The sequence below is a fragment of the Cupriavidus campinensis genome (assembly GCF_905397395.1).
In the GTDB taxonomy this organism is placed as follows: domain Bacteria; phylum Pseudomonadota; class Gammaproteobacteria; order Burkholderiales; family Burkholderiaceae; genus Cupriavidus; species Cupriavidus campinensis.
In genome coordinates, this window is the sequence record NZ_CAJPVH010000002.1 from 134,258 (window position 1) to 159,991 (window position 25,734).

Below are 25,734 nucleotides of genomic sequence, written 5' to 3' on the forward strand. Positions count from 1 at the left end.
TAGCCAGTGCGACCATGCACCCCCCTCCATGTCGAGCGTTCCCCAGCCCGTCCAGCGCATCAGCAAGATCCGGCGCGACTACAACCGCTGGGTCGCCGACGAAACCCTGGAGGACTACGCGCTGCGGTTTGCACCAAGGTCGTTCCGGAAATGGAGCGCATTTCGGGTCGGAAATACCGCTTTTGGTGCAGTCGCGTTCCTTGCGCTGGAAGCCATCGGGGCTGCCATCACGCTCAGCTATGGCTTTACCAACGCGATGTGGGCCATCGGGATGGTCAGCCTTGTCATCTTCCTGACCGGCCTGCCGATCTCCTACTACGCCGCCCGCCATGGGGTAGACATGGACCTGCTGGCACGGGGCGCCGGGTTCGGCTACCTCGGCTCCACCATCACCTCGCTGATCTACGCCAGTTTCACCTTTATCTTCTTCGCGCTCGAGGCGGCCATCATGGCGCAGGCATTCGAGCTGCTGTTCGGTCTGCCACGGTCCATCGGCTACCTGCTGTCCGCCATCGTGGTCATTCCGCTGGTCACCCACGGCGTGACGCTGCTGTCGCGCATTCAGCTCTGGACCCAGCCGCTGTGGCTGGTGCTGCTGATCCTGCCCTATGCGCTGATCCTGTGGCGCGAGCCGCAGCGCTATACCGAGTTCCTCTCACTCAACGGCCGCCTGGCCGATGGCGATGGCTTCTCATGGCAGGCATTCGGCGCCGCCGCCACGGTGGCCGCCGCGCTGATTGCCCAGATCGGCGAACAGGTGGACTTCCTGCGCTTCATGCCGCCGCTCACGCGTGACAACCGCGTGCGATGGTGGAGTGCGCTGATTGCGGCCGGGCCGGGCTGGATCATCCTTGGTGCCGCCAAGATGGCTGGCGGGGCGTTTCTCGCGTTCGTCGTGCTGCAGGCGGAATTGCCGATCGCCCACGCGCTGGAGCCCACGCAGATGTACCTGGCGGGCTTCGCACTCGGGCTCGGCAGCGGGTGGCCCGGCTGGGTGGCCGTGCTCCTGACGGGACTGCTGGTGCTGGTCTCGCAGACCAAGATCAACATTACCAATGCCTACGCGGGCTCGCTGGCGTGGTCGAACGTGTTCGCCAGACTCACGCACAGCCATCCGGGCCGCGTGGTATGGCTCGCCTTCAACGTGCTGATCGCGGTGATGCTGATGGCGATGGGCGTGTTCGAGGCCTTGGAGCAAGTGCTGGCGCTCTATGCCCACCTGGCCGTGGCGTGGGTCGGTGCCATCTTTGGCGACCTCGTCATCAGCAAGCCACTTCGGCTCTCGCCGCGCGATATCGAATTCCGCCGCGCCTACCTGTTCGACATCAATCCGGCCGGCTTCGGTGGCATGGTGCTGGCCTCGGCGCTGTCGATGCTGGTGCATCTCGGCGTGTTCGGCGACACGCTGCGTCCCGCCTCGGTAGGGGTGGGTCTCGCGCTGGCGGTCCTGTTGCCGCCGGCGATTGCCTACCTCACGCAGAGCCGCTATTTCATTGCGCGGGCACCAGTCGACTTCGGCGCGCGGCACGCGGTCATCCGCTGCGCGATCTGCCGAAACGCGTTCGAGCAGGAGGACGTGGCCGCGTGCCCGGCCTATCGCGGCCCGATCTGCTCATTGTGCTGCACGCTCGATGCGCGCTGCGGCGACCGGTGCAAGCCGGGGGCCAGCGCGCAAGAGCAGATCGCCTTCGCGCTCACGCGCGTACTGCCCGCCGGCACGCCGCTGGTGATGGCACGCCGCATCGGCCAGTTCAGCCTGGTGCTGGCCGGCATGGTGTTCGCGTTCGGCACGTTGCTGTGGCTGCTCTATACGCAGGAGCAGCTGGCGGGCGCTCTGGTGCAGGGCGCCGCGCCCCGCACCGACCTGTTCCTCAAGATCGGGGCGGGGCTGGTGCTGTTTGCCGCAGTGGCTTCCTGGTGGCTGGTGCTGGCCAACGAGAGCCGGACCGTCGCCCAGGAGGAATCGGAACGCCAGAACGGGCTGCTGCAGAAGGAGATCGACGCGCACCGTCGTACCGATGCGGCGCTTCAGCATGCCAAGGAGGTGGCCGAGCAGGCCAATGCCGCCAAGAGCCGGTTCATCACCGGCATGAGCCATGAGATGCGCGCGGGGCTCAACTCCATCCTCGGATACTCGCAGCTGCTGCTGCGGGCGCCGGCGTTGCCGGCTGCATGCAGGGAGGATGTGCAGACCATTGGCCGCGCTGGCGAACACCTGTCCAGCCTGGTGGATGGCCTGCTGGAGCTGTCACGGATCGAGGCCGGCAAACTGCGGCTCGAGCATGACGCCGTGGCGCTGGAGAGCGTGCTGGACGACCTGGTACGCATGTTCCGCCCGCTGGCGGCGGCGCGTGGGCTGACGTTTCACTATCGCGTCTCCGGTGCCTTGCCGCCCCATGTGCATGGCGATTCCAAGCGGTTGCGGCAAATTGTCATCAACCTGGTCAGCAATGCCATCAAGTTCACGGAGCACGGTGCGGTCACGCTGGCGGTACGCCATCAGCGCGAACTGGCGACCATCACGGTCAGTGACACGGGGCCCGGCATCGCACCGGAAGACCAGGTACGCATCTTCGATCCGTTCGAGCGCGCCACGGCGCATGACGACCGCGAGGGCATCGGACTGGGCCTTGCCATCGTGCGGCTGCTCGTGGACCTGATGGGGGGAGAGGTCAGGGTGCGCAGTGCGCCGGGCATGGGCAGCGAGTTCTCGGTGCGGCTCTATCTTCCCGCGCTGTCGGTGCCGGTGGCGCGGCCACGGAGGGTCCGTGAGGCGCCGCTGCCGGCGCATGCGCGGGTGTTGATCGTCGATGACCGGCAATCGCACCGGGCGGTGCTGCGTGGCTTCCTGTCGCCGCTGGGGCTGGCGGTGCAGGAAGTCGGGGAGGGTGCCGCGGTGCTCCCGCAAGTGCGGGCGTGGCATCCGCAGCTGGTGCTGCTGGACCTGAACCTGCCGGATGCATCGGGCTGGGACCTGTGCCGCGAGATCCGCGCGCTGGCGGACGCGCCGCAGGTGGTCATCGTCTCCGCCAACGCCCACGAGAACACCGAGGAGGCCCGGCTGCTGCACGGCTACCTCGGCTTCGTCAGCAAGCCGGTGCGCGAGTCGGAACTGATCGACATGGTGCGGCATGCGCTGACGCTGCCCGCCGAGCCAGCAGAATCAGCAGAATCCGCAGAATCTGCCGAGCCCCCCCAATCCCCCGAGCCCGAGGCGCCGCCCCATGCCGAGCTGTTGCGGGAGATGCTGCAACTGGGTGCCACCGGCCGGCTACGCGCCCTGGAGGCGCAACTGGCGGAACTTGCCGCCAGCGGCGGCGCCATCGGCGCGTGGGCGCGGGAGATGCTGACGCTGGCGCGCACCGATGGTGCCGCATTGAATGATCGACTTGGCGAGGCGCTCCATGCATCCCGAACCTGAATTCGCGGCATCCGAAACACGTGTGCTTGTGGTGGACGACAACGCCGACGCGCGCAGCTTCCTGACCCGCGCGCTGGGCGGCGAAGCCATGCTGGTACACACCGCGGCAAGCGGCAAGGCTGCGCTCGGCGCGCTGGCACAATTTTCCCCGGATGCGGTGCTGCTGGACGTGGACATGCCCGGGATGGACGGCTTTTCCACCTGTGCGGCGTTGATGGATCGCCATGCCGACCTCCCGGTCATCTTCATGACCGGCCTGGGCGATACGGTGCACATCGTACGGGGCTTCGAGGTGGGTGCGTGCGACTACGTGACCAAGCCCGTGGCCATCGCCGAGGTGGTGGCCCGCGTGCGCTCGCACGTCGGCAAGGCGCGGCAGGCGCGCGCGCTGCGCGAGGCCATCCTGCGCGGCCATGGCGAAGTGGAAGGCAGCAGCGCCGACGTACTGGCGTCCACGGCGGCGTCCACGGCGGCGCTCACGCGGCGCGAGGCCGAAGTCATGTCGTGGGTGGCCCGTGGCAAGACCAACCGCGATATCGCCGACATCCTCGGCATGAGCCCGCGCACGGTCAACAAGCATCTGGAGCACATCTTCGAGAAACTTGGCGTAGAGACGCGCACAGCCGCCGTGGCGGCCAGCGCCGCACGCGGCAGGTGGAATGCCCCGGTGTCGGCCGACTGAGTTATACGCGAGGGCGGCTAGCCGCCTGGATCTTGTCCCAGACCTGCCCGGCCTGCGGAATGTCGAGGTCGAACACGGTTTCAAACGTGTCGGCGAGATGGTCCGCGCTGGTGATGTGTTGTTCGCTGACGCTGCCGGACGTCACGGTGCGCAAGCGGTCATTGTGCAGGGCGATATAGCCGCTCGCGGTATGGCGCAGGACCGCCAGCGCGTTTGTGAACGGTGACCCGGGGTCCTGCATCAGCCAGGCATGCGTGGCGGCCATGGCAGCCTCGTCGCTGTAATCGACACGGAAGTCGAAGCTGTGCGCGATGCCATGCACATGATTGTTGAAGCGCAGCCAGCCGTCCTGCGTCGGCGCAATCGAAAAGTCGAAGCCGCGCTGGCTGATCGGACCGATTTCCAGCGGCACGGGTTCGACGATGGCATCGGCCACGCCGACCTCGGCGAGATAGGGGGCGTCGAGATCGACACGCAGGGTCAGGTGATTGCCGATGGCAATGTCCCCCAGTATTGCGCGATTCACGCCGCCGCACAGACGGGTGACGCGGAAGCCGAGCGCATCGAGGGCGGCGCCGAAGAGACCGTTCATCTCGTAGCACCAGCCGCCACGTCTGCCCCCCACCATCTTGGCGAAGGCCGACGCGGGGGTGATCGAGGACGGCCATCCCATGAAGGCATCCAACGCCTCGAAGGTGAAGGTCATGAGGTGCGCGCGATGGAGTCTCGACAGGCCGGGAAGGTCGGGCGCTTCCGGGCGGTCGATCTTGATCCTTGCGAGATAGGCATCCAGCTGGCTGGCCGTCAGGGTCATATCGTTTTCGCTGGCAGGCACGGTTGGCATCCTTCGGTCTCCTCTTGATGGAAAGCTGTTGTTCGATCCATCCCAAAAAGTGCATGAACGTGCATAACGTCCAAAAGCGGTCCCCGGCTATTCTTGCCAACGATCCGGGGGCGTCGGTGCGGAACCAGACAGTTCGTCAACGGGGCCGCCGCCGGATTTGCTGGATGCGCATTTCGGATCGCCGGATGTCGCATTCCGGTTTGAGGCTGGATCGACGCGTTCCTAGACTCTGTGCATCTCAATAAGGGGAGTGCACGTGTCCATCCTGACCATTTCAACGCGCGGGGCCCGCTGCGCCATGCTGGCGGTCGCTGTTGCGGCGTGCTCCGTCGCCGCCCATGCGGAAACCTGGCCGGCGAAGCCCATCACCATGGTGGTGCCATTTCCGGCCGGCGGCGGTACCGACCTCGTGGTTCGTTCGATCCAGCCGCTGTTGCAGCGCGAACTCGGGCAGCCGGTGGTGATCGACAATCGCAGCGGGGCCGGCGGCACGCTCGGGTCGGGCTACGTGGCGCGGGCCGTTGCCGATGGCTACACGGCTGGCGTGGTCACGACGAGCACGCACGCGGTAAGCGTGGCGCTGTATCCGAAGCTGACCTACAACCCGGCGCAGGACTTCGCCTATGCCGGCTTCATCGGCACGTCGCCCTACGTGCTGGCCGTCAACAACACCCTGCGCGTGGCCGATACCCGCGCGCTGGTTACCCGGTTGAAAGCGGACAAGTCGCAGCACAGCTTCGCTTCGGTAGGCGTTGGCACCGTGTCGCACCTGATGGGCGAACAGTTCCAGAAGTTCATCGGGGTGCCGATGATTCATGTTCCGTATCGCGGTGCGGCGCCGGCCTACACGGATCTGATTGGCGGGCAGGTGCAGATCATGTTCGACAACCCAGTGGGGTTGGCGCCATACATCAGGGCCGGGAAGATTGCCGCCGTCGCCGTGACTGCCGCCACGCCGCTGTTGCCAGATGTGCCGACGTTCGCCAGCCAGGGCGTGCCAGGCTTCGAACAGCAACTGTGGTACGGCATCGCCTTTCCAAAGGGAACGCCCGCCGCGATCGTCGATCGCTTCAATGCGGCCCTGAACAAGGTGCTCGCTGACAAGGCGGTCGCCGATGATCTCGCCGGCAAAGGTGTGACGGCGCGCCCCGGTACACCGTCCGCGCTGCAGACCGCAGTCCAGCGAGACATCCCCTACTGGGGCAAGATTGCCAAATCCGTGGGAGCCACAGGTGAGTGAAGTCAAGCTGATCCGGGTTTTCGTGCGCGATGGGCGAGGCGGCAATCCGGTACCGCTGGTGGCCGACGCGCGCGGCATGAGCGCGCCGGCAATGCAAGACGTTGCCGCAACCTATGGGCACGAGTCGGCATTCGTATTGCCGAGTGAGATCGGCTGCGACTGGCGCTTTCGCTTCTTTGTGCCACAGCACGAGATGGAGATGTGTGGCCATGCCACGGTGGGCACCCTGTGGGCGCTGCGCCAGTGGGGGCGCTGGACCACGCCGACGGCGCGCATCGAAACGCTGAGCGGCATCGTGCTGGCGTATTGGGACGACGCCTCGCAGCGCGTCTGGATTTCGCAGCCGGCAGTGCGTACCGAGATGCTGGGCGCCGGGGCATCGGGCCGCGTGGCCATGCAGCTTGGCCTGCCTGCTGGCAGCTATGCGGCCATCAATGCCGCCACCAGCCGCGTGAAGACGCTCATCCACTTGCCATCCGTGGCAGTGCTAGACGGCTTGCAGCCCGATTTCCCGACCATGGAGGCGCTATGCGCGTCGATCGACTCGACCGGCCTCTATCCCTATGCGTTCGGGGCGCCTAAGGCGGACGGCGAGCCCGTGGTCCATGCGCGGCAGTTTCCGAAGTCGTCTGGCTATCCCGAAGACGCCGCCACCGGCATCGCTGCGGCTGCGCTGTGGGGCTATCTGAACCAGGCCGGCAAACTGGGGGATGATGGCCGAACGGTGTCGTCCATCGCGGTCTGGCAGGGCGACGCCATGGGCAGTCCCTCGGAAATCCTCGTGGCACCGCGCCATGCCGATTCCGGCGCGCCTGACGGATGCTGGCTCAGCGGCGGCGTAGCATGGAGCGACGCATGACGGCCCATTCTCCCGAAGCGCGGCTTGCTGCCGCAGGATTCACGGTGCCCGAGGTGTCCAGTCCACGCGGCAGCTATGCGCCGTATCGCGCGGTAGAGGTGGGTCCGTCGCGTTGGGTGTCGATCGCCGGGCAGGTATGCCGGCAGCAAGGCGTTGCCATGGCAGGCCAATGCCAGAGCGAAGCCGATGTGGAGCCCGCCCGCCGCGCCGCCGAAGTCTCGATGCTGAACGCGCTGGCGGCGCTGCGCGTGGCTGCCGACGGCGAGTTGTCACGCGTGATCCAGATCGTCCGCCTGCGCGGTTTCATTCGCGCGGCGCCGGACTTCACCCATCATCCGGCCGTGCTCGATGCGGCCTCGGCCGTGCTGCGTACGGCATTCCCCGATCAGGCTCTGCCAGCGCGCAGCGCGCTTGGCGTGACGAGCCTGCCAGATGGTGCGTGGACGGAGATCGAGATCGACGCCGTCGTGATGACGGACTGACGCCGCCGGCCCGCTGCGCCTAGGCTGGATCGGCAGCTTCGCGCAGCAGGCGATGCAGATGTCCGCTGGAAGAAAAGCCGAGATCCAGGCTGACGCGGGCGACGGATTGGCCTTGCGCGATCAGGGCGCGTGCATGGGTGGCCAGGATGCGACGCCGGACCGCCACCGGCGTCACGCCGAACTCGATCTGGCAAGCGCGCTGCAAATGCCGGATCGAGACGCCCAGCTCGTTGGCCACGGCATCGATCGACGGCAAGGGCAGGTCGCGTTCAAGCGCCTGATGGAAGCGCCGCACCATGCGCAGTGCCACGGATGATGGTTCTTCGGGCATCGCCAGCGGCCGGCCGGCCAAGAGTTGCTCCACGATGGCGCGCACCAGCCATGCAGCACTCGTCACCGAGATGCCCGGCGCCAGCAGTGCCTCGAGCATGGGGATGGTCGCGGCGTCCAGATGCATGGCGCCAAACCGGCGACCGGCGGGCAGGCGGTCGGGCGGCAGGTAGAGCTCCCCATGCTGTTGGCGCCCGGGCTCGGATGCCGTCAGATGCGAGGTCGATGCCGGCAGCAGTAAGGCGGTACCGCGCACCAGCGACGCAGCATGCGGCGAGTCCGGCACGCCGGACACATCGTTCCAGACCGTCTTGAGCCTGCCCATACGCGGCCAGAGCAGCATGCCGCAGTCGTGGGTATGCCATCCCCGGTGAAAAGCGGGCTGGCGGCTGTCATGCAGCGCAAATCCGTGCTGCGCGGTCAGATGCAGCTTGGGAGACAGGTGAGGATCGTGGGTCATCGCCGGCATTTGGCAACCATTGAGGAATGCCGTCGATCATACGCTGTCAGGTAGATGGGGCGAAGGTCTGGTTCTACCCCTATGCCTCTTGTCGCTGGCGGGCTCAAAGCGGCCATATGGCGCCGAAGTTCCTCAATCGGACTTCGCTGCGAGCAGATCGATCATCCGGTTCGCCAGCGGTGACAGGTAGGCGCCCGCCCGCGACAGTACGCCGACGCGGCGGCCCAGGTCGAGGGCATCGGCGCGCAGTGCAATCGGATGCAGCCCGGCAATCCGGCTGTTGCCGTTGGCGGCGGCCATGCACAGCATCTCGGTGCCGCGCACGAGGTCGAACAGGGTGGCGCTGCCGAAGTCCGTCTCCACGCGCAGGATGGGCGGCGGGAGGCCGAGTTCGGCGAACGCGGCCTCGAGTTGTTGGCGAATCAGGACGTGGGCACTGGGCAGCATCCATTGCTGGCCGACCAGATCGGCCAGCGTGAGGTTGCGCCGCCGCTGCAGCGGGTGGGCCTCATCGGCGACCACGGCGAGGCGGTCGGTAAACAGTTCCCGCATCTGTAGCGCCGGATGGGGCTGGCGCGGCAGCGGCGCAAGGGCCAGGTCCAGTTCGCCGGTCTCGACCAGGTCCATCAGTTCGCGCGCCACACGCATCGTCAGCCGCAGCCGCGCCACCGGGCGCTCCCGGATCAACTGCCGGCACGCGCCGAGCACCAGCCCGGTTGGCATCGACGGCGAATAGCCCAGCCGTAGCAGGCCCAGTTCCCCGGTCTGGATGCCGCGCATCTCCTTTACCGCATCCTCGTATTCCAGCCGGATGCGGCGCGCCCGTTCCAGGAACACCGCCCCGGCTGGCGTCACGCGCATGCCCAGCGCCGTGCGCTCGAACAGCGACACGCCAAGTTGGGCTTCCACGCGCTGGATCGCCTTGGTCACCGCGGGCTGCGTCATCCCCAGCGCCTCCGCAGCCCGCCCGATGCCACCGTGCGTGCCCACTGCCAGCACGTAATCCAGGTCCCGCGTCTCCATATGGCATTCCTGATGGTTATGACTTTATGCCACTCACCAGATTGTAGTGATGGGCCGCAGCTTACAGACTGAAGGTACAAAAACCAAGGCCATCCAGGAGACACCCCATGTCCTTTGCCTATTTCCTCAGGCGCGCCGCGCGTTACTGGGGCGATAACCCCGCCGTACTGTACCGGGACCGCTTGCTGACCTACCGCCAGCTCGAAGACCGTTCGACCCGGCTGGCCAACGCGCTGCTGGCGCTGGGCCTGCGCAAGGGCGACCGCGTGGCGATTCAGTCACGCAATTGCCCCGAGATCGTCGAGATTGAATGCGCGCTATACAAGGCCGGACTCGTCAAGGCCGCGCTGAACCCGCGTTTCACCGCCGCCGAGGCGTCCGACGTGGTGGAAAACTGCACGCCGCGCGTGATGATCGTGGGGCCCGGATATACCGGTTACTCGCGCGATACGCGCGGCTTTGGCAGCGTGGAGCACTTCTTCGCCATCGAGGCCGGGGCAGCGGGCCATCGTGACTATGAAACCCTGGTGGCCGGCGGCGGCCTGGCAGCCATCGACTACACGCCACACCCCGACGATCTGGCGGTGCTGCATTTCTCCTCGGGCTCCACAGGCAAGATCAAGGCGGCCATGCAGAGCTACGGCAACCGGCTGGCGGCGCTGCGCAAGATGATCCTGACCATGGATCGGCCCGCACGCCCCGGCGACCGCCTTGCCCTGATCGGCCCGGTCACGCATGCGTCCGGCATGCTGATGCAGCCTTACCTGTTCCTGGGCGCCACACTGGTGCTGTTCGAGAAGTTCGAGCCGGCGCATTTCCTGGCCGAGGTGGCACGTCTGCAGCTGACCCACGTCTTCATGGTGCCGGCGATGATCAACATGCTGCTGGCCGAACCGACGCTGGCCAATGCCGACCTGAGCAGCCTCAAGACGCTGGCCTATGGCGCGGCACCGATGGCGCCGGCGCGCATCCGCGAGGCGTGGCAGCGCATCGGCCCGGTGCTGTCGCAGGGCTACGGTGCGAGCGAATCCACGTCGGGTGTCACGCGGCTTTCCACGGCCGACCATGCATTGGCCATCGACCAGTACCCCGAGCGGCTGGCGTCATGCGGGCGCGCGCTGGGCGAGACCGAAGTCCGCGTGGTCAACGAGCGCGGCGTGGAGGTCAGTGGCGACGAGATCGGCGAACTGGTGATTCGCGGCGCAGACGTGTTCCAGGGCTACTGGGGCGAGCCGGCGTTGACCAGCGAGGTGCTGATCGATGGCTGGCTCCATACCGGCGATCTCGCGCGCGTGGATGCGCAAGGCTATATCTATCTGGTCGACCGCAAGAAGGACATGATCATCTCGGGCGGCTTCAACGTCTATCCGAACGAGGTGGAGGCCACGCTGTACCAGCACCCCGACGTGATGGAGGCGTGCGTGATCAGCGTGCCGGACGATACCTGGGGCGAAAGCGTCAAGGCCGTGGTGGCGTTGTGGCCGGGCCGGCAGGCCAGCGCGAATGAGTTGATCGGCCATTGCCGCGCGCGCATTGCGGACTACAAGTCGCCGCGCTCGGTGGACTTCGTGGCGGAACTGCCCAAGAACGCCAGCGGCAAGCTGGCTCGCAAGCTCGTGCGCGAGCAGTACTGGGCCGGTGCCGGCCGCCGCGTCAACTGAGGAGTGCTGATGTTCGACCATCTGACCAATCCGGTGCTGATCGAGACGCGCGCCGCTGTGGCGCGCTTCATCGAAGATGAACTGCGCCCGCTCGAGCGCGAACTCGGTCTGGGTACCGAAGACCCATGGCCGCGCGAGGTACTGCGCAACGTCTGGCGCCGTTCCAGCGAACTGGGCCTCTACGCCGCCTGCCTGCCTGCGGAGCTTGGCGGAAAAGGGCTCAACATCCAGGAGCAATGCGCGCTCAAGGCTGACCTTGCCGTCAGCGGCGCGGTACTGGCGCCGCACGTGCTGGGCGATCTGGGTGGCCCGCCCCGCGTGGGCAATATGCTCAAGTACGCCACGCCAGACCAGGTGGCCCGCTACTTCCGCCCGGTGATCCGGGGAGAGAAGTCCACCTGCTTCGCGCTGACGGAACCCCATTCCGGATCTGACGCGCAGAGCATTCGGACCACCGCCGTCGCAGACGGCGACGATCTGGTCATCCACGGCCAGAAGCACTACATCAGCGGGGCACCGTTCGCGGACTTCGCCATTGTGATGTGCGTGACCGATGCAAGCGCCACGCCGCCCGCGATCACCGCAGTGCTGGTGGACCTGGACCTGCCCGGCGTGACCGTCGAGCAGGCTTATGTGCCGATGTCCGGCCAGCATATCGATGCCGACATCCGTTTCGAGAACGTGCGCGTGCCGCGCGCGAACATCTTCGGGGGGGAAGGGCGGGGCTTCAAGCTCGGCATGTCGCGCATCAACGTGAACCGGCTGCTGCATTGCCCCTCGATGCTCGGGCTGGCGGCGCGTGCGTACCAGGCATCGGTGGAGTACGCGGGACAACGGCGGCAGTTTGGCGGCCCGATCGCGCGCTTCCAGGCTATCCAGCACATGCTGGCCGATATGGCGGCGGCGCTGTGGGCCTGCGAGAGCATGATTGCGCAGACGGCGATGCTGGCCGATGCCGGCGCCGACCTGCGCATGAAGGCCGCCGCCTGCAAGCTGTTCGTGTCGGAGCGCTGTTTCGAGGTGGCCGACAAGGCCGTGCAGATCCACGGCAACGTGGGCGTGACGCGCGGGCATCCCGTGGAGCAGACCTGGCGCAAGCTGCGCATGTTCCGCATCTTCACCGGCACCAGCGAGATCCAGCGCAACACGATTGCCAAGGCGATCCTCGATCCCGCTGCTGCCTGAACGCATACCGGCGACGCGGCCCAGACCGCGCGCCCATCAGGAGACAACCATGAATCGTCGTCAATGGCTTGCCAGTGCAGGCGCCGCAGCCGGCGCCGCGGCGCTGGGCGGCACGTTTGGCCGCGTGGCGCTGGCCGCCGCACCCTATCCAGGCCGGCCGATCCGGCTCGTCGTGCCGTTTGTCGCGGGCACCGCGCCGGATGCCATCGCCCGTACGATCTCGGCGGAACTGGGGCCGGTGCTCGGGCAACCGCTGGTGGTGGAGAACGTCGGCGGGGCCGGCGGCATCATCGGCGCGCGCGCGCTGAAGCGGGCGGCGCCCGATGGCTACACGCTGGGCGTGCTGGCCAACCAGCACGTGATCAATGTGCACCTGTATCGCGAACCACCGTTCGATCCGTCGCGTGATTTCACGGCGATCTCGGCGCTATCGGGCGGGCCCGTGGTGCTGGCCGTGCCGGCCTCCTCGCCATACAAGACGGCGCGCGAACTGCTCGACGCGCTGCGCAAGCGGCCCGGCGCGCTGAACTATGGGTCGGGCGGCAAGGGTAGCGTGTCGCACCTGGCGGTGGAAACGCTGCTGCACAACACGCACACGGAAGCGGTGCACATCCCCTACAAGGGCGCCAACGAGATCCTCACCGCCATGATCAGCGGGCAGACACAGTTCGGCATGCCTGTGCTCAGCACCGCCGCGCCGATGATCCGGCAGGGACAGGTGCGCGCGCTGGCGGTATCCGCGGCGGCGCGTTCCACGCATTTTCCGGAAGTGCCGACGTTAGCCGAATCGCTTCCGCCCGGCTTCGTGCTCGACAACTGGAGCGGGCTGTTCGCGCCGGCGGGCCTGCCTGCCCCCATCGCCAGGCGGCTGTTCGAAGCGGTGGCGGCCTTGCAAGCCAGCGGCAAGCTGGACGCCACCATGAAGGCCAATGCCGGGGAGCTGCGCAAAAGCGCATCGCCCGCGCAGTTCGCGGAAATGGTTGCGGCAGAGACCACGCGCTACGGGGCGCTGGTGGCGAAGATCGGGATGAAGGGCGAGGCAGGGTAGCGAAAAAAGCCCGCAGCCAAACCGGCCTGCGGGCTTCAACACCGGGCTTCACCACCCTTATCGAAACACCGGCTTCAGATTGCGCCTGCCAACCTGAACTGCCCCACCGCCCGGTGCAGGGCGTCTGCCTGGTCTTCCAGCGACGCCGCTGCGGCCGTGGCTTCCTCCACCAGCGCCGCGTTCTGCTGCGCCATCTGGTCCATTTGCGACACCGCCTGGTTCACCTGCTCGATGCCGCCGGTCTGTTCCTCGGTGGCGGCGCGCATCTCGCCCATCAGGTCCGTCACGCGCTTCACCGCTTCCACGATCTCCTCCATGGCGCGGCCGGCGCCTTCCACCAGCACCGCGCCGTCTTCCACGCGCTGGGCCGAGTTGTCGATCAGGGCCTTGATCTCCTTCGCCGCCGTGGCCGAGCGCTGGGCCAGGCTGCGCACCTCGCCGGCCACCACGGCGAAGCCGCGGCCCTGCTCGCCGGCCCGGGCGGCTTCCACCGCCGCGTTCAGCGCCAGGATGTTGGTCTGGAAGGCGATGCCCTCGATCACGCCGATGATGTCCACCACCTTGCCGGAGGCCGCCTTGATCTCGCCCATGGTACCCACCACCTGGTGCACGATCTCGCCGCCGCGCACGGCGATGTCCGAGGCGCCCTCGGCCAGCCGCGACGCCTGCCGGGCGTTGTCCGCGCTCTGGCGCACCGTGCTGGTCAGCTCCTCCATGCTCGCGGCGGTTTCCTCGAGCGAGGCGGCCTGCTCCTCGCTGCGGCGCGACAGGTCCACGTTGCCCGCGGCGATCTGGCGCGCCGCGCCGGCGATCGAATCGGCCGAGCTTCGGATTTGTCCGATGGCACCGGTCAGGCGCGCCTGCATCTGCTGCATGTTGTAGAGCACGCTTTCCTGATCGTTGGGCGCGGTCTGCACGTGCGAGGCGAGGTCGCCCTCGGCGATGCGCGCCGCGATCTGCGAGGTCAGCGCGGGCTCACCCCCCAGCTGCTTCTGCAGGCTGACGGACACCCGCACCATCACCACGCTCATCAGCGCGCCCACGCCCAGCAGCCAGGCCAGCGCTTCCCACAGCGACTGGCGGAATTCAGCGTGGATGTCATCGAGGTAGAGCCCGGCGATGAAGTTCCAGTCCCATGGCTTGAAGTTCAGCACGTAGCTCAGCTTGGGCTGGGGCGCCTCGGCGCCCGGCTTGGGCCACAGGTATTCGACGAAGCCGTGGCCCGGGTTCTTGCCCAGCGCGGCAATCTCCCGGAACAGGTAGACCCCGTTGGGGTCCTTCATGTCGCCCATGTTCTTGCCATCCAGCTCCTTCTTGATGGCATGCATGAGCACCACGTGATCAGAACGCATCACGGTGAAATAGCCGTCCGCGCCAAAGCGCAGTGCGCGCACGCGGTCCAGCGCCTGCTTCTGGGCCTCTTCCACCGGCAGCTTGCCGGCCCGCGCCATCGCCTCGTACTCGGTGACGATGGAGTTGGCGACATCGGTCACCTGCTCGAGCGACAGCTTGCGATCGTGCAAGCGCAGCGCGCGCATTTCCCAGGCATTCCAGAGGGTGATGGCCAGCAGGCAGATCCAGCTCAACACCAGGGGCAGCATGAGCTTCTTTCTCAGGCTGAGATTTTGCAGCATTCGATTTCCTCCTTTTCCATGTCTGAAACCCGTTCGGGGCGATCTCTTTGTCGCCCTCTATGGGTGCCATAACGGCGCGGTCATCAAGGATCTTGATCGGGGGGAAACACTGATAGGGTTAGGTGATGAGAGAGGCGCATGGGTTCTCCGACCGCCCACCGCTGGGGCTGTAACGCAACGTAACCAGGAGCGGTGTGCTGATTACGTCATGTCGGATTGCCCCAACAAATGAGAACGATTATCATCCGCCGGTTGCGGCTGATTGACAGGCCGCCGCGCACCGGCGCACCTCCCATTTTTCTCCCGCATGACAGACAACCAGCCGGCCTCGGGCCAGCAGCGCCGCGCCTTCTGGCTCAAGCACCTTCACCAGTGGCACTGGATCAGTTCCGCGATCTGCCTGATCGGGATGATGCTGTTCGCCATCACCGGCTTCACGCTGAACCATGCCGGCCAGATCGAGGCCCGGCCCAGCGTGGTCACGCGCGGCGACACCGCACCGCGCGAGGTGCTGGCCGCCCTGCGGCAAGCGGCCCCGGCCGGTGCCGCCCGGAAGACCGAAAAAACGCCGGTGCCGCCCGCGCTGGCCCAGTGGCTGTCGGCGTCCCTCCATGTGGATGCCGAGGGGCGCGAGGCCGAATGGTCTGCCGATGAACTCTACGTGGCCCTGCCACGCCCCGGCGGCGACGCCTGGGTCAGCGTGGCGCTGGACAGCGGCGAGGTGCAATACGAAGCCACCTCGCGCGGCTGGATCTCGTATTTCAACGATCTGCACAAGGGCCGCAACACGGGCCACGCGTGGAGCCTGTTCCTCGATGTGTTCGCCTTCGCGTGCCTCGTCTTCAGCCTCACCGGGCTGTTCCTGCTGAAGCTGCACGCCGGTGGCCGCGCGGCCACGTGGCCGCTGGTGGGCGCAGGGCTGGTGGTGCCGCTGCTGCTCGCCATCGTGTTCATTCACTGATTTGCATTCCTTCCAACCAGAAAAGGTAGTTCCGATGCGCCGACTCCTTACCGTGACCATGACTGGCCTTGCCGCCGCGCCGCTGGCGCCCGCCATGGCCGCCGATCTGAACGTCAAGGTGGAAATTCCCCGCCTCACCGTGGCCGAGTACCACCGCCCCTACGTGGCGATGTGGGTGGAGCGTGCCGACCAGAGCCCCGTCTCCACGCTGGCGGTCTGGTACGACGGCAAGCTCAAGGACGGCGAGGGCACCAAGTGGCTCAAGGACATGCGCCAGTGGTGGCGCAAGGCCGGCCGCGACATGCAGATGCCGGCCGATGGCATCTCCGGCGCCACCCGCGCGCCGGGCGAGCACGCGGTGTCGTTCAAGGACGGCAAGTCGCCGCTCGGCAAGCTGCCCGCCGGCGACTACCAGCTGGTGGTGGAGGCCGCGCGCGAAGTGGGCGGCCGCGAGCTGGTGCGCGTGCCCTTCACGTGGCCGCCGCAGTCCGCGCAGACGGCCCGCGCCAAGGGCGAGCATGAACTCGGCGGCGTCACCGTCGACCTGAAGCCCTGACCCATCCGCCGTTCTCACCCCGTTTTGACTGGATTGACTGGATTGACTGGAGCCTGACGATGAACAAGCCTGCCCGTTTCCCGCAACGCCTTGCCATGCGCGCCGCCGTGCTGGCGCTGGCCGCCCTGGCCCCGCTGGCCGCCCACGCCCACCGCCAGTGGCTGCTGCCGTCGGCCACCGTGCTGTCCGGCAACGACGCCTGGGTGACCGTTGACGCTGCCGTCTCCAACGACCTGTTCTACTTCGAACACGTGCCGATGCGGCTCGACAACCTCGTCGTCACCGGCCCCGATGGCGCCGCCGTGAAGGCCGAGAACGCCGCCACCGGCAAGTACCGCAGCACCTTCGACCTGCACCTGACGCAGCCGGGCACCTACCGCGTGGCCGTGGTCAACCAGGGCGTGTTCGCCTCGTGGAAGGAAGGCGGCCAGACCAAGCGCTGGCGCGGCACCGCCGAGGCGCTGGCCAGCAACGTGCCGGCCAACGCGCAGGACCTGCAGGTAACCGAGAACGCCGGCCGCGTGGAAGCCTTCGTCACTGCCGGCAAGCCGTCGAAGCAGGCGCTGTCGACCACGGGCCGCGGCCTGGAGCTGGCCCCGATCACCCACCCGAACGACCTCGTGGCGGGCGACACGGCCAGCTTCCGCCTGCTGCTGGACGGCAAGCCGGCCAGCAACCTGAAGGTGGAGATCGTGCCGGGCGGCATCCGCTATCGCGACAAGCTCAACGACATGAGTGTCACCACGGACGCGGACGGCAAGTTCAGCGTCAAGTGGCCGGCCCCGGGTATGTACTGGATGGAAGCCGATGTGCGTGACGACAAAACCTCGGTCAAGCAGGCCAAGGCCCGCCGCGCGGGCTACGCCGTGACCGTGGAAGTGCTGCCCCAGTAAGCCCGGCCGATGCAGCGCGTTCTGATCCCCACCTCGCTGACCGCCCCGCCGCCCACACCGGTGGCGGACGGCCACGTGCGGCAGTGGGCCGGGCGGACCATGGGCACCACGTGGTCGGTGTCGGCGGTGCTGGCAGGCGATGGGGATGCAGGGATCGAAGCCGGGATCGAGACGGTACTCGCCAACGTCATCGCCCAGATGAGCAACTGGTCCGAGACCTCGGACCTGAGCCGCTTCAACCGCGCTGCCGCCGATACCTGGGTCACGCTGCCCGAGGATTGCTTCACGGTGCTCCAGGCCGCGCTGCAGGTGGCGCGCGACAGTGGCGGCGCCTACGACCCGAGCGCCGGGCCGCTGGTGGACCTGTGGGGCTTCGGCCCCGCAGGGCTGGCGCATGCGCGCCAGACCGCGCCCACCCCGGACGACGTGGCGCGCGTGCGCCAGCCCTGCGGCTGGCAGCGACTCGAGGTCGATGTGACCCACCGCCGGGCGCGCCAGCCGGGCGGGCTCGCGCTGGACTTCTGCGCCATCGCCAAGGGGTTTGCCGTCGATGCGGTGTCCCGCCATCTGGACGCGCGCGGCATCACCCATCATCTGGTCGAGATCGGCGGCGAGCTGCGCGGGCAGGGCCTGAAGCCGGACGGCATGCCGTGGTGGGTGGAACTGGAATCCCCAGGGGGGAACGGGACCGGGAGTGGGAACGCCCACGGCGCCGCCCGCACGCTGGTGGCGCTGCTCGGGCTGTCCATCGCCACGTCCGGCGACTATCGCCGCTACTTCGAGCAGGACGGGCGGCGTTTCGCCCATACCATCGACCCGCGCACCGGCTACCCGGCGGCGCACGCGCTGGCTTCGGTGACGGTGATCCACCGGGACTGCATGCTGGCCGATGCCTTCTCCACGGCGCTGACCGTGCTTGGCCCGCAGGCGGGCATGGACTTCGCGCGGCGCCATGCGCTGGCGGCGCGCTTCCTGGTCCGCACGCCGCGCGGCTTCGATGAACTTACCTCGCCGGCGTTCGCCGCCATGCTGTCATGACCGTGGGACGCCTGTGGCCCTGGGCCGTGTGCCTTGCCGGCGTCGCGCTGGCCGTGCTGTCCCCGGAGCGGATGGCGATGGCCGCCGGCGTGGTGGCGGCCTATGCGGGCTTCTGCGCCGCCATCCTCGCCCAGCATCGCCGCCGCCGCGCGGCGCGGGTGGGGCTCATTCAGCAGGACAACGGCGCCGCGCGCCCGACGCTGGTGGCCTACGCCAGCCAGACCGGCTTCGCCGAGCAACTGGCGATGCAAACCGCCCGCGCGCTGCAAGGCGCCGGGCTGCCGGTGCAAGTCCTGTCCTTTGCCGAGCTGGACGGCGCGCGGCTGGCCGCCTGCGGGCAGGCGCTGTTCCTGGTCAGCACGACAGGCGAGGGCGACGCGCCCGATACCGCCTCCGGCTTCACGCGCAAGCTGGTGTCCGGCGCCGCGCCGGAATCGCTGCGCCAGTTGCGCTACGGCATTCTCGCGCTGGGCGATAGCAGCTACGCGCGCTTCTGCGCCTTCGGGCACACGCTGTCCGGCTGGTTGCAGCGCCATCACGCCCAGCCGCTGTTCGACATGGTCGAGGTGGACAACGGCGACCCCGGCGCGCTGCGCCACTGGCAGAACCATCTCTCCGCGCTCGGCGGCGGCGCGGAGATTGCCGACTGGGAGCGCCCGCGCTATGGCCGCTGGCAGCTGGTGGAGCGCCGGCTGCTCAACGCCGGCAGCCAGGGGGCGCCGGCCTGGCACCTCGCGCTGGTGCCCGAAGATCCCAGCGATCTGGCGTGGACGGCTGGCGACATCGCGGAGGTCGGCCCCTGCCAGCCGCCGGACGTGGTGGCGACCCTGCTGACCCGTCTCTCCCTCGATGGCGCCACGCCGGTCCGCTGCGACAGCCGCCCCATGACGCTGGCCGAGGCGCTGGCCACGCGCCTGCCGCTGCCCGATGCCCATCTCGACACCATGGCCGGCCTGGCCCCGCAGGCGCTGATCGACGCCCTGCCGGCCCTGCCGCACCGCGAGTATTCGATTGCCTCGCTGCCCGCCGATGGCCGGCTCGAACTGCTCGTGCGCGAGACCCGTCATGACGATGGCCGGCTGGGGCTGGCTTCCGGCTGGCTGACCGTCCATGCCCCCGAGGGCACGCATATCGCGCTGCGCGTGCGCGCCAATCGCGCGTTTCATCCGCCTGCCGATGACCGCCCGCTGATCCTGATCGGCAACGGCACGGGCCTGGCCGGCCTGCGCGCGCTGCTGAAGGCCCGCGCGGCCGCCGGGCATCGGCGCAACTGGCTGCTGTTTGGCGAGCGTTCCGCCGCCCATGACGACTTCCACGGTGCAGAACTGCGCGCGTGGCAGGAGCAAGGTGTGTTGCAGCGCATCGACCGTGCGTGGTCGCGCGATGGTTGCGTGCCGCACTACGTGCAGGACGCCGTGACGGCGCAGGCCGACGCCATCCGCGCATGGCTGGCCGAAGGCGCGGCGATCTATGTCTGCGGCAGCCTGCAGGGCATGGCCGGCAGCGTGCACGCGGCGCTCGCCGGCATCACCGGCGAAGACGCTTTGCAGGCGATGACCGAGGACGGGCGCTACCGTCGGGACGTTTACTGAACCTGAAACGCCTGTATTGCGGCGGCGCACGATCGCCGTATCGGCCCCATCGGCGCCACATTCGTCTATCCTCATGAGTCCTGATTCAACAGGCCCCGAAGAGGAGACACAATGCTTCACCATTCCCGTCCGCTGCGGCGCACTGCCGCCGCGCTCGCTTGTCTTGCCACGCTCTCCAGCCTCACCACCCTCAGCACCCCCGCCGCCCTCGCCGCCGGCCCAGACCGCTTCGCGGTGCCGGGGCTGGAGAAGCCGGCCAGCATCCTGATCGACAAATGGGGCGTGCCCCATATCTACGCCGGCACGCTCTACGACGCTTTCTACGCGCAGGGCTTCATGGCCGCGCGCGACCGCCTCTGGCAGATCGACCTCTGGCGCAAGCGCGGGCTCGGCGAGATGGCCAAGGACTTCGGGCCGGCCTATGTCGAGGGGGACCGCATGGCGCGCGCGGTGCTGTTCCGGGGCGATATGTACCGGGAGTGGCTGGCCTACGGCTCAGACGCCAAGCGCGTGGCCGAAGCCTTCGTGGCCGGCGTGAACGCCTACGTGGCGCAGACGGAGGCCAACCCGGCGCTGCTGCCGCCCGAGTTCCGGGTGCTGAACTACAAGCCGGCGCTCTGGCGCGCCGAAGACATCGTGCGGATTCGCCACCACGGCCTGACGCTCAATTTCACGGGCGAGATGGACCGCGCGGCGGTGTTCTGCGAAGGCAAGGCCAACGCGGTGCGCGCCGACTGGGTGCGCCGCGAACTCGATCCGCCGGTCGAGCCGAAGCTGCCCGAGGGGCTGGACCCCTGCGCGCTGCCCGTGGCCGAGCTGAAGCAGGCCTACGCGCTGGCCACGGCCGCGCCGCGCTTTCCGAAGGAGTGGTGGACACCGGGCGCCAGCAAGGCTGCGGCCGCGGGGGCCGGGAACGTGCCGGTGGACCAGCTCTATGCGATGGTCGATGCATCCAGCGACACCGGCCGCAGCCTGGGCTCGAACAACTGGGTCATCGCGGGCAGCCGCACCACCACGGGCCGGCCGATCCTCGCCAATGACCCGCACCGCGCGCACGGCGCGCCGAGCCTGCGCTACATCAGCCACCTGAACGCGCCGGGATTGTCCGTGATCGGCGCCGGCGAGCCGTTCCTGCCAGGCATCTCGATTGGCCATAACGGCACCATCGCCTTCGGCCTGACCCGGTTCTACATGGATCAGGAAGACCTCTACGTCTACGAGACCAACCCCGGGCAGGCGCGCGAGTACCGCTACAAGGGCCGCTGGGAGCCGATGGAAACCGTCACCGAGCAGATCGCGGTGCGCGGGGAGGCCACGCCGCGCACGGTGACCATCGACTACACGCGCCACGGCCCGGTGCTCTACGCCGACGCCAGGACCCAGCGCGCCTGGGTGCTGCGCGCCGCGTGGCTGGACTACGGCATGGCGCCGTATTTCGGGTCGATGGACTACATGCGCGCGCGCAACTGGGACCAGTTCCGCGCGGCGATGAACCGCTGGGGCGCGCCGGGCGAGAACCAGGTCTACGCGGATACCTCGGGCAATATCGGCTGGATTCCGGGCGGCCTGACCGTGAACCGGCCCAACTGGGACGGCCTGACGCCGGTGCCCGGCGATGGCCGCTACGAGTGGGCCGGCTATCGCAACATGGACGAACTGCCGTGGGCCTACAACCCGACGCCGGGCTACGTGGTCACCGCCAACGAGAACAACATCCCGGCCAACCATCCGGCCGCGAAGATTGGCGTGGGCTATGAATGGAGCGACAGTTCGCGTGCCCAGCGGCTCAAGGCAGTGGTGGGGGCCAAGTCGCGCAGTTCGGTGGCGGACTCGATGGCGTGGCAGAACGACACGGTGTCCCTGCCGGCTCAGCGCGTGGTGGCGCTGCTCAAGCCGCTCAACAGCCCGGACGCGCAGGTCCAGCGCGGGCTGGACCTGCTGCGCAACTGGGACGGCAACGAGCGCGCCAACAGCGCGGCGGCGGCGCTGTTCGAGGTCTGGTTCAGCAAGCATCTGCGCACGGCCATCGTGCGCGGGGCGCTGTCGCCGGAAGCGGCCAAGCTGGTGGGGGCGGGCGATGCCACCCGGGTGATCGCGGTGATGGAGCAGCCCGCCAGCTGGATGACCGTGGAGCGCCGCAACGAGATCATGCTCAGCTCGCTGAAGTCGGCCATGGCCGAGGTCGAGAAGTCCCTCGGGCCGGACCCGGCGGCGTGGCAGTGGGGCAAGCTGCACACCGCCGTGTTCAACCATCCCCTCAACGCCATCCTCGACCCCGCCCAGCGCCAGCAGTACGACGTGAACGCGGGGCCGATCGGCGGATCGTCATTCACGCCGATGAACACCAGCTATCGCAACAATGACTTCCAGCTCACCGCCGGGGCCTCGTTCCGGATGGTGCTGGACGTGGGCAACTGGGACGCCTCGCGCGCGGTGAACACGCCGGGGCAGTCGGGCAACCCGGCCAGCCCGCACTACCGCGATCTGGCGCCGCTGTGGGCCAAGGGGGAGTACTTCCCGCTGGTCTACACGCGCAAGGCGGTGGAAAAGGCCACCACCGAGCGCGTGGAACTGGTGCCGCGCTGAGCGGCGGGGTCCACCTCAGGCTGGCGGCTGTTCCTGGCTGAACGCCGCCAGCTCGCGCGCCAGGCTCTGCGCCGCGAGCTCGACCAGCGCGCGGCCCCGCTCGCGCGTGGCCAGCCCCGGGTTGGAGCCCAGCCGGCCGTCCGGGAAGCGGGCGCGGAAGTCCAGCGCATCGCGGATCGGGCCAGACGGGGCGATGGGCGGCGCATAGTCGGCCGTCTTCACCGACTCCGGGAAGGCCCATTGCGTGATGGCGATCTCGGAGGGCGTGGCGTGCGCGCCGTGCCCGGTCGGGAACTGGTCGCGCGCCAGTTCGCCCACGCCTTCCAGGTCCCACCAGTTGGCGAGCTTCAGCGCGAAGCCGGCCGGGCGCCGCGCGAAGCTGGCTTCCGCGTACAGCTCCGAGAACGCCGCCTCGATCGAGGCCACATTCCCGCCGTGCCCGTTCAGGAACAGGATCTTCTCGAAGCCGTGCAGGGCGAGGGAGCGTACCCAGTCGCCGATGGCGGCGATGAATGTGGACGGGCGCAGCGAGATCGTCCCGGCAAAGGCAAGGTGGTGCTGGGCCATGCCGATATTGAAGGTCGGGGCGATCAGGATGTCGGCCGATTTCTCCGCCTCCCGCGCGATGATCTCGGGGCACAGCCAGTCGGTGCCCAGCAGGCCGGTCGGGCCGTGCTGCTCGTTGGAGCCAATCGGCACGACGATGGTGCGGCTGCGCTGGAGGAACGATTCGATTTCGGCCCAGGTGGACATGTGCAGTTGCATGGGAATCCTCTTATGGGTGGCTACCGGTTGGCCGGCAGCTTGTTGGTGATGACGATCAGGGCGGCAAGGACAGGCAGGCAAGCCATGACCAGCACGCCAAGGTGCAGGCTGCCGGTGGCGGTCTTGGCCCAGCCGATGATGGCCGGGCCCCAGAAGCCGCCGGACAGCCCGATGGTGTTGATCAGCGCGATGCCGCCCGCCGCTGCCGGCCCCTTGATATAGGCGGGCGGAATCGCCCAGAAGACCGTGTAGGTCATCCACAGCGCCGTGGTGCCCAGCGTCAGCAGCGCCAGCGTCAGGAACAGGTGGCCGTCCGCCAGCGTGGAGGCGGCGAGCAGCACGCCGCCAGCCAGCGCGGGCACGCCGCAGTGAAAGCGCCGCTCGTTCTTGCGGTCCGAGCGCCGGCCCATGTAGTACATCCCGAACGCCGCGCCGATATAGGGCACCGCCGCGTACCAGCCGAGCTGCACGGTGTCCGTCACGCCCTGCGCCTTGATCAGGGTGGGCAGCCAGAAGCTGATGGCGTAGATCGCCGCGATGATGCAGAAGTAGGCGAAGGCCAGCACGTAGATGCGCCTGTCGCGCGCCACGGCCCGGAACGAGTGGCTGTGGGCGGCGCCGGCGTGGCCGAGGTCGGCCTCCAGGATGCGGCGCTCCTGATCGGTCAGCCAGGTGGCCTCCGACGGCTTGTTCGGCACCAGCTTCAGCGCCAGCAGGCCCAGCAGCACGCAGGGCAGGCCCTCCACCAGGAACATCCACTGCCAGCCGGCGAGGTTGCCGGCGCCAGCGAGCGAGGTCATCAGCCAGGCCGAGGCCGGCGCGCCCAGAATGCCGCCAATCGGCCCGGCCAGGAAGACGATGGCGATGGCGCGCGCCATGCGCTGCGGCCCGTACCAGCACGACAGGTAATAGATCATGCCCGGCGCGAAGCCCGCTTCGAAGATGCCGAGCAGGAAGCGCATGGCGTAGAACGTCGGCACATCGCGCACGAACAGCATGCAGGCCGAGGTAATGCCCCACAGCACCAGGATGCGGCTGAAGGTCTTGCGCGCGCCAATGCGCGGCAGCATCAGGTTGCTCGGGATCTCGAACAGCACGTAGCCGATGAAGAAGATGCCGGCGCCCACGCCGTAGGCCGCGTCCGAGAACCCCAGGTCGCTCTGCATCTGGAGCTTGGCGAAGCCGATGTTCACGCGGTCCAGGTAGGCGAACAGGTAGCAGATCAGCAGAAAGGGCAGCAATCGCCAGTTGATCTTGTTGTACAGCGCGGACGTGTCGTCGACTGCACTTTCCTGGGGGATTGCTAGCATTGCCGGTCTCCAGTCTGTTCTCTAGGGATGCCTGTGAGGGATGCCCTGCGTGGGGTCACTCGATATTGGCAGCGGCGCGCCCACCTACCAACAGCAACAAAGTTCACGTATCGTTGCCCCTCAGGCAACGTAGCGAAGGCAACGTAGCGAAGGCAACGTAGCGAAGGCAACGTAGCGAAGGCAACGCAGGGAAGGCGGCGAGATGCGCGAGATCAATCAGCAGCGGTTGCGGTACTTTCGGGAGGTGATGGCGCACGGCACCATCCGGGGCGCGGCGGAGCACCTCAACACGTCACCGTCGGTCATCACCCGGCAGATCCGGCTACTGGAGGACGAACTGGGGTCGACGCTGTTCGAGCGCCAGCCGCGCGGGCTGCGGCCGACCGAGGCGGCCGCGCATCTGCTCGAGTTCTGGCGCGGCTATCGCTCCCACCAGGAGAAGCTGGAAGATCAACTCCACGCCTTGCAGGGGCTTCAGCAGGGCGAGGTGCGGCTGGTCATCAGCGAGGGGTTTGCCGATGCGCTGGTCAACGAGGTGCTGGCGCCGTTCTGCGCGCGCTATCCGAAGCTCGACATCCACATGGTCAGCCTGCCCGTGGACGACGTGCTGAACGAGGTGGCCGAGAGCCGCGCCCATATCGGCCTGGCCTACAACCCGCCGCCGCACCCGCGCGTGGCCTACCGCGCCAGCGTGGCCCAGCCGGTGGTGCTGCTGGTGCGGCGTGACCATCCGCTGGCGCTGCGCGGCGGCCCGGCGAGCATCGCGGACATGCAGGATTACCCGCTGGCGCTGATGCCGCCGTCGTTCGGCATCGGCCATGCGGCCAAGATGCTGGAGTTTGCCGAGAACATCACCATCCACGCCACGCTGACCACCAACTCGCTGCCGGCGCTCAAGCAGATCGTGGCGTACGAGAACTTCATGACGCTGATCGGCGAGTTCGCGGCCTACCGCGAGATCGCTGCCGGGCAACTGGCCGTGGTGCCGATCGACCATCCGCTGTTCCGGAACACGCAGGCCCGGGTGCTGGTCAAGGCGGGGCGGCCCCTGCCGGGCGCGGCGCTGGCGCTGCTGGCGCAGATCACGGAGGGGATGTCGATGTTCCGGGGGCATGCCGTGCGTGATGCATAAGCCACGCGCGATCTCAAAAACGTTCAGATCGG

At 68.0% G+C, this 25,734-nt stretch carries 21 protein-coding genes; 15 read left to right on the plus strand and 6 right to left on the minus strand.

Translation table 11 applies throughout. The features are described from left to right. The first annotated feature begins 28 nt into the window (after window positions 1-28). Window positions 29-3,421, plus strand: a complete 3,393-nt coding sequence (locus KHO18_RS02155) for a hybrid sensor histidine kinase/response regulator (RefSeq protein ID WP_211942711.1) — start codon at window positions 29-31, stop codon at window positions 3,419-3,421. After that, window positions 3,405-4,103 carry a response regulator transcription factor gene (locus tag KHO18_RS02160; RefSeq protein ID WP_144197555.1) on the plus strand — a complete coding sequence of 233 codons (699 nt, stop codon included), beginning with the start codon at window positions 3,405-3,407 and terminating at the stop codon, window positions 4,101-4,103. Before KHO18_RS02155 ends, KHO18_RS02160 begins: the two co-directional genes overlap by 17 nt. A 1-nt stretch (window position 4,104) precedes the next feature. Here the strand turns inward: KHO18_RS02160 and KHO18_RS02165 are convergent, their stop codons facing one another. After that, window positions 4,105-4,947, minus strand: a complete 843-nt coding sequence (locus KHO18_RS02165; RefSeq protein WP_144197556.1) for an arylamine N-acetyltransferase family protein — start codon at window positions 4,945-4,947, stop codon at window positions 4,105-4,107. Window positions 4,948-5,203: 256 nt separating this feature from the next. Here KHO18_RS02165 and KHO18_RS02170 point away from each other — a divergent pair, with 256 nt between their 5' ends. The 3 genes from KHO18_RS02170 to KHO18_RS02180 are packed head-to-tail and all read left to right on the plus strand — an operon-like array spanning window position 5,204 to window position 7,528. Further along, on the plus strand, window positions 5,204-6,187 hold the full coding sequence (locus KHO18_RS02170) for a Bug family tripartite tricarboxylate transporter substrate binding protein (RefSeq protein WP_144197557.1): 984 nt from the start codon (window positions 5,204-5,206) through the stop codon (window positions 6,185-6,187). Continuing rightward, on the plus strand, window positions 6,180-7,046 hold the full coding sequence (locus KHO18_RS02175) for a PhzF family phenazine biosynthesis protein (protein WP_144197558.1): 867 nt from the start codon (window positions 6,180-6,182) through the stop codon (window positions 7,044-7,046). Before KHO18_RS02170 ends, KHO18_RS02175 begins: the two co-directional genes overlap by 8 nt. Further along, the gene (locus tag KHO18_RS02180) at window positions 7,043-7,528 is read left to right on the plus strand and encodes a RidA family protein (protein ID WP_144197559.1); all 486 of its coding nucleotides are present in this window, start codon (window positions 7,043-7,045) and stop codon (window positions 7,526-7,528) included. Before KHO18_RS02175 ends, KHO18_RS02180 begins: the two co-directional genes overlap by 4 nt. 19 nt (window positions 7,529-7,547) lie before the next feature. Here the strand turns inward: KHO18_RS02180 and KHO18_RS02185 are convergent, their stop codons facing one another. Further along, window positions 7,548-8,327: a helix-turn-helix transcriptional regulator gene (locus tag KHO18_RS02185; RefSeq protein ID WP_322791026.1), complete on the minus strand. Its 780-nt coding sequence runs from the start codon at window positions 8,325-8,327 to the stop codon at window positions 7,548-7,550. 123 nt (window positions 8,328-8,450) lie between these two features. After that, window positions 8,451-9,341, minus strand: coding sequence for a LysR family transcriptional regulator (locus KHO18_RS02190; protein ID WP_144197560.1), 891 nt, complete (start codon window positions 9,339-9,341; stop codon window positions 8,451-8,453). 107 nt (window positions 9,342-9,448) lie between these two features. Between KHO18_RS02190 and KHO18_RS02195 the strand changes: the two genes are divergently transcribed. From KHO18_RS02195 to KHO18_RS02205, 3 genes are read left to right on the plus strand one after another with little or no spacing between them, the layout of a single operon-like run. Next, a complete protein-coding gene (locus KHO18_RS02195) occupies window positions 9,449-11,002 on the plus strand; it encodes an AMP-binding protein (RefSeq protein WP_211942712.1) in 1,554 nt (517 codons plus the stop codon). 9 nt (window positions 11,003-11,011) lie between these two features. After that, complete coding sequence (locus KHO18_RS02200) at window positions 11,012-12,187, plus strand: acyl-CoA dehydrogenase family protein (RefSeq protein ID WP_211942713.1); 1,176 nt, start codon at window positions 11,012-11,014, stop codon at window positions 12,185-12,187. A 49-nt stretch (window positions 12,188-12,236) separates the two neighbouring features. Then, a complete protein-coding gene (locus KHO18_RS02205) occupies window positions 12,237-13,235 on the plus strand; it encodes a tripartite tricarboxylate transporter substrate-binding protein (protein ID WP_144197563.1) in 999 nt (332 codons plus the stop codon). 74 nt (window positions 13,236-13,309) lie between these two features. Here the strand turns inward: KHO18_RS02205 and KHO18_RS02210 are convergent, their stop codons facing one another. Beyond that, window positions 13,310-14,869: a methyl-accepting chemotaxis protein gene (locus KHO18_RS02210; protein WP_144197564.1), complete on the minus strand. Its 1,560-nt coding sequence runs from the start codon at window positions 14,867-14,869 to the stop codon at window positions 13,310-13,312. A gap of 307 nt (window positions 14,870-15,176) precedes the next feature. On the opposite strand from KHO18_RS02210, the gene KHO18_RS02215 reads away from it, so the two are divergent. The 6 genes from KHO18_RS02215 to KHO18_RS02240 all read left to right on the plus strand — a co-directional run bounded on the left by KHO18_RS02215 (window position 15,177) and on the right by KHO18_RS02240 (window position 22,495). Then, window positions 15,177-15,830, plus strand: coding sequence for a PepSY-associated TM helix domain-containing protein (locus tag KHO18_RS02215; protein ID WP_144197565.1), 654 nt, complete (start codon window positions 15,177-15,179; stop codon window positions 15,828-15,830). Between the two features lie 34 nt (window positions 15,831-15,864). Continuing rightward, window positions 15,865-16,386 carry a DUF2271 domain-containing protein gene (locus KHO18_RS02220; RefSeq protein WP_144197566.1) on the plus strand — a complete coding sequence of 174 codons (522 nt, stop codon included), beginning with the start codon at window positions 15,865-15,867 and terminating at the stop codon, window positions 16,384-16,386. A 59-nt stretch (window positions 16,387-16,445) separates the two neighbouring features. Further along, a complete protein-coding gene (locus KHO18_RS02225; RefSeq protein WP_144197567.1) occupies window positions 16,446-17,279 on the plus strand; it encodes a DUF4198 domain-containing protein in 834 nt (277 codons plus the stop codon). Between the two features lie 9 nt (window positions 17,280-17,288). Further along, window positions 17,289-18,317 carry an FAD:protein FMN transferase gene (locus KHO18_RS02230; protein WP_144197568.1) on the plus strand — a complete coding sequence of 343 codons (1,029 nt, stop codon included), beginning with the start codon at window positions 17,289-17,291 and terminating at the stop codon, window positions 18,315-18,317. After that, window positions 18,314-19,909, plus strand: coding sequence for a sulfite reductase subunit alpha (locus KHO18_RS02235; protein WP_144197569.1), 1,596 nt, complete (start codon window positions 18,314-18,316; stop codon window positions 19,907-19,909). Before KHO18_RS02230 ends, KHO18_RS02235 begins: the two co-directional genes overlap by 4 nt. 111 nt (window positions 19,910-20,020) lie before the next feature. Continuing rightward, complete coding sequence (locus KHO18_RS02240; RefSeq protein WP_211942714.1) at window positions 20,021-22,495, plus strand: penicillin acylase family protein; 2,475 nt, start codon at window positions 20,021-20,023, stop codon at window positions 22,493-22,495. A gap of 15 nt (window positions 22,496-22,510) precedes the next feature. Here KHO18_RS02240 and KHO18_RS02245 read toward each other — a convergent pair whose 3' ends face one another. Next, complete coding sequence (locus tag KHO18_RS02245; protein WP_144197571.1) at window positions 22,511-23,260, minus strand: creatininase family protein; 750 nt, start codon at window positions 23,258-23,260, stop codon at window positions 22,511-22,513. Window positions 23,261-23,280: 20 nt separating this feature from the next. Then, window positions 23,281-24,570 carry an MFS transporter gene (locus KHO18_RS02250; protein WP_211942715.1) on the minus strand — a complete coding sequence of 430 codons (1,290 nt, stop codon included), beginning with the start codon at window positions 24,568-24,570 and terminating at the stop codon, window positions 23,281-23,283. 202 nt (window positions 24,571-24,772) lie between these two features. Here KHO18_RS02250 and KHO18_RS02255 point away from each other — a divergent pair, with 202 nt between their 5' ends. Next, window positions 24,773-25,702 carry a LysR family transcriptional regulator gene (locus tag KHO18_RS02255; protein ID WP_144197573.1) on the plus strand — a complete coding sequence of 310 codons (930 nt, stop codon included), beginning with the start codon at window positions 24,773-24,775 and terminating at the stop codon, window positions 25,700-25,702. The last annotated feature ends 32 nt before the right edge of the window (window positions 25,703-25,734 follow it).